Origin of the sequence: Pseudoalteromonas shioyasakiensis, assembly GCF_001550135.1 — a bacterium.
In the GTDB taxonomy this organism is placed as follows: domain Bacteria; phylum Pseudomonadota; class Gammaproteobacteria; order Enterobacterales; family Alteromonadaceae; genus Pseudoalteromonas; species Pseudoalteromonas shioyasakiensis.
In genome coordinates this window covers 202286-215318 of the sequence record NZ_LRUE01000005.1, presented here as the reverse complement: position 1 = coordinate 215318, position 13033 = coordinate 202286, and the positions used below count along the sequence as shown (strand labels likewise).

At 41.4% G+C, this 13033-nt stretch carries 10 protein-coding genes; 7 read left to right on the top strand and 3 right to left on the bottom strand.

Going from position 1 to position 13033, the window contains the following annotated elements; genetic code table 11:
- Together PASHI_RS02825 and PASHI_RS02820 are read right to left on the bottom strand one after the other, a co-directional pair.
- The gene (locus PASHI_RS02825; protein ID WP_062564511.1) at positions 1–2187 is read right to left on the bottom strand and encodes an OsmC domain/YcaO domain-containing protein; all 2187 of its coding nucleotides are present in this window, start codon (positions 2185–2187) and stop codon (positions 1–3) included.
- A 192-nt stretch (positions 2188–2379) separates the two neighbouring features.
- Entirely contained in the window at positions 2380–3399 is a 1020-nt protein-coding gene (locus tag PASHI_RS02820; protein WP_055198756.1) for a LacI family DNA-binding transcriptional regulator, read from the bottom strand.
- 415 nt (positions 3400–3814) lie between these two features.
- Between PASHI_RS02820 and glk the strand changes: the two genes are divergently transcribed.
- From glk to PASHI_RS02785, 7 genes are all read left to right on the top strand, one after another.
- Positions 3815–4813, top strand: coding sequence for a glucokinase (glk, locus tag PASHI_RS02815; RefSeq protein ID WP_062564510.1), 999 nt, complete (start codon positions 3815–3817; stop codon positions 4811–4813).
- Between the two features lie 22 nt (positions 4814–4835).
- Positions 4836–5849, top strand: coding sequence for a LacI family DNA-binding transcriptional regulator (locus tag PASHI_RS02810; protein WP_054561637.1), 1014 nt, complete (start codon positions 4836–4838; stop codon positions 5847–5849).
- A gap of 431 nt (positions 5850–6280) precedes the next feature.
- The gene (edd, locus tag PASHI_RS02805; protein ID WP_062564509.1) at positions 6281–8131 is read left to right on the top strand and encodes a phosphogluconate dehydratase; all 1851 of its coding nucleotides are present in this window, start codon (positions 6281–6283) and stop codon (positions 8129–8131) included.
- A 34-nt stretch (positions 8132–8165) separates the two neighbouring features.
- The gene (locus tag PASHI_RS02800; RefSeq protein ID WP_054551439.1) at positions 8166–8786 is read left to right on the top strand and encodes a bifunctional 4-hydroxy-2-oxoglutarate aldolase/2-dehydro-3-deoxy-phosphogluconate aldolase; all 621 of its coding nucleotides are present in this window, start codon (positions 8166–8168) and stop codon (positions 8784–8786) included.
- Between the two features lie 18 nt (positions 8787–8804).
- Positions 8805–9809 carry a type I glyceraldehyde-3-phosphate dehydrogenase gene (gap, locus tag PASHI_RS02795; protein WP_062564508.1) on the top strand — a complete coding sequence of 335 codons (1005 nt, stop codon included), beginning with the start codon at positions 8805–8807 and terminating at the stop codon, positions 9807–9809.
- A 125-nt stretch (positions 9810–9934) separates the two neighbouring features.
- Entirely contained in the window at positions 9935–10378 is a 444-nt protein-coding gene (locus tag PASHI_RS02790; protein WP_062564507.1) for a hypothetical protein, read from the top strand.
- 168 nt (positions 10379–10546) lie between these two features.
- Entirely contained in the window at positions 10547–11683 is a 1137-nt protein-coding gene (locus PASHI_RS02785; protein WP_244269371.1) for a sterol desaturase family protein, read from the top strand.
- 35 nt (positions 11684–11718) lie between these two features.
- Here PASHI_RS02785 and PASHI_RS02780 read toward each other — a convergent pair whose 3' ends face one another.
- The gene (locus PASHI_RS02780) at positions 11719–12993 is read right to left on the bottom strand and encodes a protein kinase (RefSeq protein WP_062564506.1); all 1275 of its coding nucleotides are present in this window, start codon (positions 12991–12993) and stop codon (positions 11719–11721) included.
- Positions 12994–13033 lie beyond the last annotated feature (40 nt).

Sequence of the window (13033 nt, the reverse complement as noted above, 5' to 3'; positions counted from 1 at the left end):
TTATAATCCTGCTTTTTTAGCGCGAGCAGTGTGTAGCTTTTTGTAGCTTTCGATTAAACGAAGGTGCCTGTCTAAGCCCTCAAGTTTCATGCTGGTTTCTGTTAAACCATAGAACATTACATCGCCGTTGATTGAGCCAACGACTGCATCCATCGTTTCTTGACCAAACATACGGGTGAAGCTGTGAATGTAATCTTCAATCTCAAGGTCATCGCTGAGTGCAACTTCTAACGTTGCATGCATTGCTTGGTAGAATAGGCCGCGTTCAACAATGGTATTGTCGTTATACTGTAAGAATGCTTCAACAAGCTCCATTGCTGCTTCTAAATCACCAAGTGCTAAGTAAATAAGTAGCTTCAGCTCTAGAATCGTTAACTGACCCCATACTGTGTTTTCATCAAACTCAATACCGATTAATGTGATGATGTCAATGTAGTTATCTAGTTCACTTTCTTCTAGGCGCTCAACTAAATCAGCAAGTTGATCTTCTGATAAACGATGTAGGTTTAAGATATCTTCGCGGAAATTAAGTGCTTTATTGGTATTGTCCCAAATCAAGTCTTCCACAGGATACACTTCTGAGTAATCAGGCACTAAAATACGACATGCGGTACCAAGATCTGAGAACTCAGCAATGTAAGCTTCTTTACCTAAGCTTTCTAAAATACCGAATAAGCTCGCTGTCTCTTCCTCATTGCTACCAGAGAAATCCCACTCGACAAACTCATAATCGTGCTTAGCGCTGAAGAAGCGCCATGAGATCACGCCCGTTGAATCAATGAAGTGCTCTACAAAGTTTTCCGGTTCAGAAACTGCCATACTATTGAACGTTGGCTTAGGTACATCGTTTAAGCCTTCGAAGCTTCTGCCTTGTAATAACTCAGTTAAGCTGCGCTCTAAAGCAACTTCAAAGCTTGGGTGCGCACCAAAAGAAGCAAATACACCGCCTGTTTTAGGGTTCATGAGTGTTACGCACATCACTGGGAACTGACCACCTAGCGAGGCATCTTTTACTACGACAGGGAAACCTTGTTCTTCAAGACCATTAATACCCGCAACAATACCTGGGTATTTGTTTAAAACGTCCTCTGGTACGTCTGGTAAAACAATTTCTTGCTCAATGATTTGGCGCTTAACTGCACGCTCAAAAATTTCAGATAAACACTGTACTTTTGCTTCGGCAAAGTTGTTACCAGCACTCATACCATTACTTAAGAATAAGTTTTCAATTAGGTTTGACGGGAAGTAAACTGTTTCACCGTCAGACTGGCGAACATAAGGAATAGAGCAAATACCACGTTCTTTATTACCAGAGTTAGTATCGATTAAGTGTGAGCCACATAGCTCACCATCTGGATTATAAATTTCACGGGTATAGTCATCTAATATGCCCTCAGGTAGAGAGTCATCATCAGTCAGAGCAAACCACTTTTCATTTGGGTAATGAACAAACTCGCTATTGGCAATGTCTTCGCCTAAGAACTGATCGTTATAGAAGAAGTTACAGTTTAAGCGCTCAATAAACTCGCCCAAAGCTGAGCATAGCGCGCTTTCTTTGGTTGCACCTTTACCATTGGTAAAACACATAGGTGAGGCTGCATCACGAATATGAAGTGACCATACATTTGGCACAATATTACGCCAAGAAGATATTTCGATTTTCATCCCTAACTCTTCAAGGATGGCCGTCATATTTGCGATGGTTTCTTCAAGGGGTAAGTCTTTTCCTAAAATAAAGGTATTACTGTCATCACCTGGTTTTGCCATCAACATTGCTTGCGCGTCTGCTTCGATGCTTTCAACAGTATCGATTTTAAATTCTGGGCCAGTTTGAATAACACGTTTTACTGTACAACGCTCAACAGAACGTAAAATACCCGTGCGGTCTTTCTCAGAAAGGCTTTCTGGTAACTCAACCTGAATTTGAAAAATTTGGTTATAGCGGTCTTCTGGATCAACGATATTGTTTTGCGCAACACGGATACCATCTGTCGGGATATCGCGTGAATTACAATACACTTTAATAAAGTAAGCCGCACACAATGCAGAAGATGCTAAGAAGTAATCGAATGGACTTGGTGCAGTGCCATCACCCTTATAGCGAATAGGTTGGTCTGCAATGACAGAGAAATCATCAAACTTGGCTTCAAGTCTGAGGTTGTCGAGAAAATTAACTTTAATTTCCATTAAAAAATTCCACCTTTGTGCGCGTTGTTATCTAAGCTTTGTATGCCAGATAAGCGTTTTCAACATAATAGGCGTAATTATCTGCTTTTTCGAAGTAATAGTCTTGGGTAAATCGAAAAAAAACTAATTTTAATGCAATAAGTTTTTGATTGGGTCGGGAGTAGGCGATAACAAGGCTGTTATCGCTAAAAATTAAACACTCGAACCGCGAATAATTAAACGCGGTGGTAAAAGGGTATTCTCTACATCTTCACCACGAATGAGTTTGAGCAGGTTATCGACCAACATTTGCCCGGCGAGGGTGGTGTCTTGCTGAACAGTGGTAAGTGGAGGGTTTACAAAGCTAGCAACAGCAATGTTATCAAAGCCAACAACGTGTACATCATCAGGAACCTTGATTTTCGCTTCTTTCAAGGCACGAATAGCACCAATAGCAATAAGGTCACTGGCGGCAAACAATGAGTTAAAGCGAATGTTATTTGCTATGAGGGAACGAGTCGCGTGATAGCCTGACTCTTCAGTTGAAATCGCATTTGCCATTTTACGTTCGTTTAAAGCCACGCCTTTGGCTAAGAAAGCATCTTTAAAACCTTGGTAGCGAGCAAAAAATTCAGGGCTATGATCAGAAGCATCACCAATAAATGCACAATCGGTTCTACCGGTTGCAAGTAAATGCTCAGCTGCTAATTTACCACCGCCGTAGTTATCGCAGCTGACCGTTAAGTCTGGGCGGTTGTCTACGCTGGCACCCCAGCAGACAAACTTAGTATGTTGGTCTATTAAGGTTTTAAATTTAGGTTGATAATCGAGGTAATCACCATAACCAAGCAGTATTAAGCCATCTGCACGGTGGCTGTCTTCGTAATCGGCTTGCCAATCAGAGCTGCTCGACTGAAACGATACCAGTAAGTCGTAGCCTTCTTTTGCACAAGCTCTTGTAATACTGCCCAGCATCGCCAAAAAGAAAGGGTTTATTTGTGATTCATCCGAAGTGGGATCTTCAAATAATAACAGGGCGAGGGTACTACTTTGTTGAGTTCTTAAATTACTGGCATTTTTATCAACTTTATAGTTGAGCTGTTTTGCTACCTCATGAACACGTCGACGCGTTTCTTCGTTGACCAAAGGGCTATTTCGCAGCGCGCGAGACACGGTTGACTGCGACACACCCGCATAATGTGCAATGTCAAAAGATGTCGCCTTACCTTTCATATGGTTACCAAATAACAGAAGTAGTAATTGCCATTTTCGGCTATTTAATATTTTTTTCAAGCTATTTGTGACAAGTGGCGTGTGTGTGGCTGTTCTGTACACAGCTAGGCATTTTTTATGCGTATATAAATGCTTTTTCGATACTTAATACGCAGGTTTTATCAATAAATACGTATGCATGCACAAATAATGAAAATTTTTATTGATCCCAATCTGACACCGGTGTCATAATATCACTGTTTTATCATTTTGTTGTCAAAACGTATTTGGCTGCCCATTCATTTGGGCAGCATTTTTTTAATACAAAAGATAGCTTCTTTGAGGCAATGACCCAAAGTTTAGCAGACACAGTGGCTTTGCCATTGAAAACTAGAAAAATAAGCGGCAACTAGCTTAGACAAATAGAGAAAACATCATGAACACACAGACAACTACAGAATTCGCTCCTATTCTTGTTGCCGATATCGGCGGCACTAACGCTCGTTTCGCTTTAATCACTGACTTTAATGCACAAACTAACCAGTTTGTTATCGAGCACAATTTAACTTTTCCAAGTGCAGATTTTGGCTCTTTAGAAAGTGCGATTAACCAGTACTTCAGCCAGATTTCGTTTCCTAAGCCAAGCCGCGCATGTTTAGCAGTAGCTGGCCCGATTAAAGCAGGCCAAGTTCACTTAACAAACCTTGGCTGGCACTTTAACGTTGCAGATTTAAAAGCAGAGTTTTCATTTGAGCAACTTGAAGTAATCAACGACTTTGCAGCATTTGCTTATGCGGCGCCTTATTTAGATGATTCGCAAAATATGGCTGTTAAAGCAGGCCAGGCTGATGAAAATGCGAATATCGCAGTTATGGGGCCAGGTACAGGTTTCGGTGCTGCGTGTTTAGTTCGCACATCACAGGGTAGCGCTGTACTTAGCTGCGAAGCAGGGCACATTACCCTTGCGGCAGTGACAGAGTTAGACCGCCAGTTAATCACTGAGCTTAAAAAGCAGTTAAATCATGTATCTGTTGAAACAGTATTCTCGGGCCCAGGTATCGCGCATTTATACCGTGCTATGGCAGCGGTAAAAGGTGTTGAAGCAAAGAATCTAGATGCTGCACAAATTAGCGAGCTTGCAACCACTGGTCAGTGTGAAGTCTGTGATGCAACACTTAATCAATTTTGTGATTGGATTGGCAGCGTAGCAGGGGACTTAGCCCTGACATTTGGCGCATTAGGTGGCGTATTTATTGGTGGTGGTATTTTACCTCGCATGCAACAACGTCTATTATCTAGTCGATTTGTTGAGCGTTTTGCAGACAAAGGCATTATGTCGCAATATACTTCACAGATCCCCGTTACGCTTGTAACACAAGACAACATTCCATTCATTGGTGCTGCTGCGTGTATACATGTTAAAAGTAACGCGTAATTAGCAGTTGGATGTAGAGCGGATGAAGAAAGTAACCATCAACAGTGTCGCCAGCTATGCCGGTGTATCGAAAAAAACAGTGTCTCGCGTGCTCAACAATGAGCCTAACGTGAGTGATGCAACGCGCGAAAAAGTACTCAAAGTATTTAAAGAGCTTGATTACACACCAAACCCAATCGCTCGTGGTTTGGCACAAAACCGTAGTTTTATTATTGGTTGCTTGTACGACAATCCGAGTAAAAGCTATATTACCCGTGTGCAAACCGGTGCTTTAGCGGCGTGTCATGAGCTTAACTACAATTTATTGATCCACCCATGTGAATTACGCGGCGAAGAATTAATTAGTAATATTGAGCAATTAATTCAAACCTCTCGTTTAGACGGCATTGTACTTACCCCACCATTTTCAGATTTCCCTGAACTTGTAAGCTTTTTAAAGTCGAAAAAGATCCCGTATGCTCGCGTCGCATCTGCGGTACTTGAAGACGACTCTATTTCGGTAAGAAGTAACGACGAGCAGGGTGCTTTTGAAATAACAGAGCATCTTATTAAGCTGGGTCATAAAGAAATCGCCTTCATTAAAGGTCACCCTGATCACAGTGCGACAGAGCAGCGTTTTAAAGGTTATCGAAGAGCGCTTGCGTCAAATGGTATTGAGTTTGATGAACGCTTAGTTGAAGAAGGTAACTTCAGTTATCACTCTGGTGTTGATAGTGCCCGTACAATTTTAGATTTAAACCCTCGCCCAACAGCGGTATTTGCTTCAAATGACTACATGGCAGCAGCAGTATTAAAGCTTGCTACACAAATGCAGTTAAGAGTGCCAGATGATATTTCTATTGCTGGGTTTGATAACGCACCAATTGCACGTCATATCTGGCCAGGGTTAACGACCATTGCACAACCGGTTGAAGAAATGACGCAGCAAGCAGTTAAGCAATTGATCACTCATATTGGGGATCCACAAGAGTCGCCTTATCAAGTAACCCTTGAAGCAAAACTCATTACTCGAGAGTCGACAGCAGCAATTAAATAAATTTCATCTTGTTTTTTCACAGTAGCCCGAGAATGAGTGACGCGTTCTCGGGCTTTTTTATTTTCAATCTAAAAATTGCATTTTTATGATCTAAGTTGCTGTTTTTAAATAAAGCTCAGAACAAAACCTTTCTTATGCATACACCTTTGATAGTGGTGCTTTACATGAATTCTACTCATATTCTATTAAAATAAAATTGTTCATTATTTGGTCATTTAAAAAAATTAAACTAAATTTAACAGATAAGGTTGACACCGGTGTCACAGTCATGAGTTAATACAGTGACACCGGTGTCAGGTTGGTTGTGAGAGACAGCCTGTCAGCGTACCTTTGAACGGGTAAATCAAAGTTGCTCAGTACAATTATTTTCGTGGAGTCTGTAATTGTTACTGAGCCTTTATCCTCTAACTATAGAGATGAGTCGAATTTATATGTTGCATCCTCGTATCCAAGAAGTCACCGAACGCGTTATCGAACGCAGTAAAGAGACCCGCCAAGCTTATTTAGAGCGAATCGCGCACGCAAAAAAACAAACAAGAGTTCGTGCTGGTTTAGGCTGTGGTAATATTGCACACGTTATGGCTGCTTGTAGCAGCGATGACAAAGCTCGCTTAAAATCAGACGAGCAACCAAATCTAGCTATCATCAACGCTTATAACGACATGCTTTCTGCGCATGTTCCTTACAAAGACTATCCAGAAATCATCAAAAGCCTTGCCACTAAGTTTGATGCTACAGCACAGGTTGCTGGTGGTGTACCTGCTATGTGTGACGGTGTTACACAAGGCCGTGATGGCATGGAGCTTTCATTGTTCTCGCGTGACGTGATTGCAATGTCTACTGCGGTATCTTTATCGCATGACGTGTTCGACGGTGTTTTTTGTTTAGGTGTGTGTGACAAGATTGTCCCAGGACTTTTAATTGGTGCCTTATCATTTGGTCATTTACCAACGTATTTCTTACCAGCCGGTCCAATGCAATCGGGTATCCCGAATAAAGAAAAAGCCCGTGTTCGTCAAAAATTTGCACAAGGCTTAGTAAGCCGCGAAGAGCTTTTAGAAGCAGAAAGCGCATCGTATCACAGTGCCGGCACTTGTACTTTCTACGGTACGGCAAACTCGAATCAAATGTTAATGGAAATCATGGGCCTACATTTACCAGGTAGCTCTTTCATTAACCCTTACACAGAACTACGTGATGGTTTAACAGGTCACGCTGTAGAAACTATGTTAAAGCAGTTAATCGAAACAAAAGATGCTAACTGCCTTGCAGACGTAGTAAGTGAAAAAACAATTATTAATGGTTTAGTTGGCTTGTTATCAACAGGCGGCTCAACAAACCACGCAATCCACCTAGTAGCTATCGCGAAAGCAGCGGGTGTAATCCTTACTTGGAAAGACATGGCTGACTTATCAGAAGTTGTGCCACTTCTTACACGTATTTACCCGAACGGCTCAGCAGATGTGAACCACTTCCAAGCTGCCGGCGGTATGGGCTTCTTAATGAAGCAACTACTAAGCAAAGGTTACTTACATAACGACGTGAAAACGATTGTGGGTGATGGCTTAGAAGCATACACCACAGAGCCAATGCTTGATAAAGATTCATCAGTGATCATGACTAACAGCACTGGCCCAAGCAAAGTTAAATGGGTAGCGTGTCCAGAAAAATCACACGATGAAGAAGTGTTACGTCCGATTGATAACCCGTTTAGCAAGCAGGGTGGTTTACAGCTTCTTACAGGTAACCTTGGTAAAGCTGTTATTAAAGTATCTGCAGTGGCTGAGTCACATCAAGTTGTTTCTGCGCCAGCTAAAGTATTTAGCTCTCAAGGAGAGTTACAAGAAGCGTATAGCCGTGGTGAATTAAACACAGACTTTATTGCTGTAATTAAAGAGCAAGGTCCAAAAGCGAAAGGCATGCCTGAGCTTCACAAATTAACGCCAGTAATGGCAACACTACAAGACCAAGGCTACAAAGTGGCGATTGTGACTGACGGCCGTATGTCGGGTGCATCAGGTAAAGTTCCTGCTGCAATCCACTTAGCACCAGAAGCGGTTGAAGGTGGTGTAATCGCAAAAATTCACGAAGGTGATTTAGTGACGCTTGATGCACCAGCGGGTGTATTGAAAGTACACGTAAGCGATGAAGAATTAGCAAAACGTGAACTACAACTTAGCCAACCAAGCCAAACATATGGTACAGGCCGAGAGTTATTCGCAGGTTTCAGAAATATAGTAAGTAGTGCAGACCTAGGCGCAAGTGCCTTTGGTTTAGAATAATAATACGCCGTTACTGGGCTATGAGGAACAAACAATGAGCATTGAGAAAATTTTATCATCGGCACCTGTGGTACCGGTTGTTGTTATCGAAAAACTTGAAGATGCAGCACCCCTTGCACGTGCGCTTTATAACGGTGGCTTAAAAGCACTAGAAATTACTTTACGTACGCCGATTGCGGCAGAAGCTGTAAAGCTAATGAAAGAAGCCGTACCAGAAGCATACGTTGGCACAGGCACTGTGGTTGATAAAGCAACATTTAATGCATCTGTTGAAGCCGGTGCTGACTTCATGGTTAGCCCAGGTGTAAACGACGAATTATTAGCACTGGCTAAAGACACTGATATTCCATTTTTACCAGGTGCAGCAACACCAAGTGAAGTAATGAAATTAGCAAGCCATGGCTTTAAGTTCTTAAAGTTCTTTCCTGCAGAAGCAGCAGGAGGCACAGCAATGCTGAAATCAATTGGTGGCCCTTTACCACAAGTAACTTTTTGCCCTACAGGCGGCATTAGCCTTGAAACAGCACCTAACTACCTGGCACTTAAAAACGTAATCTGTGTAGGTGGTACTTGGATGTTAGATAAACAACTTATTGAAAACAAAGACTGGCAAGCCATTGAAGCGCTTGCTCGCCAAGCAAGTGAAGTAAAATAATTAACGGGAGATATTAGAATGATTAATGTTGCAATTAATGGCTATGGACGTATCGGTCGTAACGTATTACGTGCCCTTTATGAGTCAGCTCAAAACAACGAAATCAAAATCGTTGCAATCAACGATTTAGCACCAGCAAATGTTAACGCGCATTTAACTCAATTTGACTCAGTACACGGTCAATTTTCTCAAAAAGTAACACTTGCTGAAAACACCATGCTAATTGGTAATGATGAAATTACCCTTACACAAGAGCGTGATCCAGCAAACCTTCCTTGGAAAGCACTAAACGTAGATATCGTTTTAGAATGTACTGGTTTATTCACTTCACGTGACGCAGCGGCTAAACACATTGAAGCGGGTGCTAAAAAAGTAATCGTTTCTGCACCTGGCACGGACATGGATGCAACAGTTGTTCATGGTGTTAACAGCGAAGTATTAAACGCTGACAGTAACATCATTTCAAATGCATCTTGTACAACAAACTGTTTAGCGCCAATTGCAAAAGCAATCAACGATACAGTAGGTATTGAGCAAGGTAGCATGACAACAATTCATGCTTACACAAACGATCAAAACTTATCTGACGTTTATCACCCAGACTTATACCGTGCACGTAGTGCAACTCAGTCAATGATCCCAACGAAAACAGGCGCAGCTAAAGCAGTTGGTTTAGTACTTCCTGAACTTGCGGGTAAACTTGACGGCATGGCAGTTCGTGTTCCAACAATCAACGTATCTTTAGTAGACTTAACGTTCGTTGCTAAGCGTGAAACATCTGCAGCAGAAATTAATGAAGTCGTTAAAGCTGCATCAGAAGGTGCAATGCAAGGTATTCTTGAATACAACGAACTACCGCTTGTTTCTATCGACTTTAACCACAACCCTGCGTCTTCAATCTTCGATTCTACCCAAACTAAAGTAGATGGTAAGCTTGTTAAAGTGATGGCTTGGTACGATAACGAATGGGGTTTCTCAAACCGCATGTTAGACCAAGTTAAAGCGCTAGGTCAGTTCTTATAATAGAACAGTAAAAGTTTAAGCTTTATCCAACAAAGCCACGTTTATCGTGGCTTTTTTGGTTTTTGCTGGAAATTTATTTGGATTCACATTACTTTATTGTGCGTAATTGTTTTCAAGGAAAGATAATGAAAAAAATCTTATTAACTACTTCACTCTTTGTAATGTCGTTACTGCCTAGTTATGCTTCAGCATCAGAAGAAGCTCAGCAACTTGCAGTGTGTTTAACTGATTCACTAAATGGCAAAGAGCGGAAAAATCTCGCTAAGTGGATTTATCTGGGTATGTCGACGCATAGTATAATTAAGCCTTTCGCGAACGTTACAGAGCAAGATATGGATGACACTAATCGCTATGTTGGTGCGTTAGTTACGCGTTTATTAACTGAAGACTGTCCAAAGCAAGCTAAGGCGGCGATAGAAGTCGGCGGTCAGGGAGCAATGGAAAATGCATTCGGTATTGTCGGTGAAGTTGCAATGCAAGAGTTAATGGCTGAGCCAAGTGTGGGTAATGCTTTAGGTGCATTTGATAAATACCTTGATCAAGATAAGTTTGATAAAGCATTTCAGTAATAGTTAAAGGCTTATTCTTTTATAAGCCTATTTCGTTTCATAAGGATATGGATGTTCAATAATATTAGACAGTTCTTCGCTATTAATTTGTAATTTACACATTTTCGTGATGACTCAGCGTACATTTGTTCCTAAATTCTTCTGTGTTATGTTGGAAAAAATTGAAAAATGGATTTTTATATCATGACACGTCTTTATCATCGGCTATTTAGGGCTGAGCAGTTTCAAGTGGGTGAAGGCAATATTAGCGGTTATATTGCTTGCTTCTTAGCGGTTTTATCCTGTTTAGGGGTGTTAGCCTTTCATTTTCCAGAGTACTTAACGACCCCAGAGCTCAGGCAAAACTACAGTGTCGAGTTTTTACGCCAGCTGATGTTTGTGGCATTGATTATTTCAGGCAGTTTAGGGTTGTTGAACTTTGTTCGTAACACTAATAAACGGCTGGGTGCAACGGCTTGGGTATTTATAGTTGTGGCAATTGCATTTGGCGGTCCGAATGTTGAAGTGGGCGACTTTAAAGATAATACGCCGTACTTGGGGCTTGATTGGTTCATTCTTGACTTACTTGGTTCAACCCTGATTTTTATTCTAATTGAAAAGCTACTGCCGCACCGTAAAGAGCAAAAAATCCTCCGTTCTGAGTGGCAGGGTGATTTAAATCATTTCTTTGTTAATCACTTAATTATTGGTTTTGTGTTGCTGGCAACCAATCAGTTCGTGCATCACGCATTTGGCTGGGCTGTGTCTGATACAGTGCAAGGCTTCATTATTCAACTGCCATTTTTACTGCAGCTATTTTTAATCATTTTAGTAGCCGATTTAATGCAGTACTTTGTGCATAGGGCTTATCACGAAGTGCCATTGCTATGGCGTTTTCATGCCGTGCATCATAGTGCAAAAGAAATGGATTGGCTTGCAGGCTCTCGTCAGCATATTTTAGAAATACTCGTGACGCGCAGCTTAGTGCTCACGCCTATTTTTGTGCTCGGCTTTCCATCGGATGTTATTAGCCTCTATGTCATTATTGTTGGCTTTCAGGCCGTGTTTAACCACGCTAATGTTCGGGTGAAGTTTGGTTGGCTAAAGTATTTGCTGGTTACGCCTCAGTTTCATCATTGGCATCATTCATCTGATAAAGCGGCCATTGACCGTAACTATGCTGCGCATTTTTCTTTTTTAGATTATCTTTTTGGCACTGCTGTGAAAGGTCAAGCAGAATGGCCCGATAAATATGGTGTGGTTGGCGATTACATGCCCGAAGGTATGTTAAAGCAGCAGGTGTTTCCGTTTAAAAAGCAAAAATAAAGCCTCACTGAGGCTTTATTTATAATTACCTACACTTATAATCGCGAAACTAGCTCAGAAAAGCGAGGGCGTTTGTCTGAGTTGAATGCTAAGCACTCTTGCGCTACGTCAGCAAGCATCTTGGTAGTGTCGTTTTGTTCAGTGACTACAGTCAGTAAATCATCGATGAAATAACCAAGGGCGCGTACTTCAATGCCTTCTAATAGCTGCTGTTGATCAGGCGTCAGCATTGATAAGTCAGTTGCAGCACCAAAGTCACCAAATAATAACTCGCCATGTGAATTGATCATGCTGTTATGGGCATAAATGTCACCATGGCTTACTTGCTTTTGATGCAAATGGGCGAGGGTACTTGCCATTTGCTTGACGATTTTTAGTACCATTTCTGGCGAATACTGGCAGTTGTCTGCGAATGTGTCTCGGGTACAAGTTGTAAGAGAGGGCGGCAAACCAAGATTACTAAACTCTTTACTGATAAGCTCCATCACTAAACCAAGTTGTGACTCTTCATCGACATAGCCCAATGCTTTAATGAGATTTGGATGCTCACTTGCTTTTAAACAACAATTTAGCTCATCGAGTGGATAGCCATCACTGGTGATCTCGCCTTTAAATAACTTAAGGGCAACAGGCTGTTGATGCCAATTGGCCAAATGAATAACCCCAGATGCGCCTTGGCCAATCTGCTTTTTAATATCGATTTCATTCAGTGCGATTTTGCTAAACTGCTCACAGTGTAAGCTAGTTGAGCGATTTAACTCGTTACCAGAGAAGGCAAGCCAAGCAAGTTTCGGTAAAGATAAAAGCCAATCTTCAACTTTTGTAAGCTTATTGGCACTTAAACGTATTAGCTCAAGCTCTTTACAATCAGCCATTGAAACTGGCAAATGAGTTAACTGGTTACCTGCCAGTGCGAGCTTTTTAAGCTTGCTGTACTCACCAAATGTATCAGGTAAAGCAGGAATTTGATTATCAGTTAAGATCAGCCATTCAATCTTCGTTGGTAAACAGTGCGCTTTAAATTCAGTAATTTGATTACCTTTAAATGCCACCATGATTAAGTTTGGGCATTGTCTTAGCACGTCTGGAATATGTTTAAACTGATTAAATGATAAAAACAGCCGTTTGAGATTTTTTAATTTGTAAAAATCGTCAGGTAAATCACTTAGCTGATTATTAGATAAATCGAGGATTTCTAACGTATCGGCTAGGGTATAAATTTCTTTTGGCAATTCAGTTAGTTCTGCAACAAGCTGAAGCCGTGTACAACCTAGTAGAGAACCGGCTTTTAACTCTTCGAGGGTATTCAATGTTGATTCCTTTGGGCTAAAAGGTAAAAGGCCAACTTGG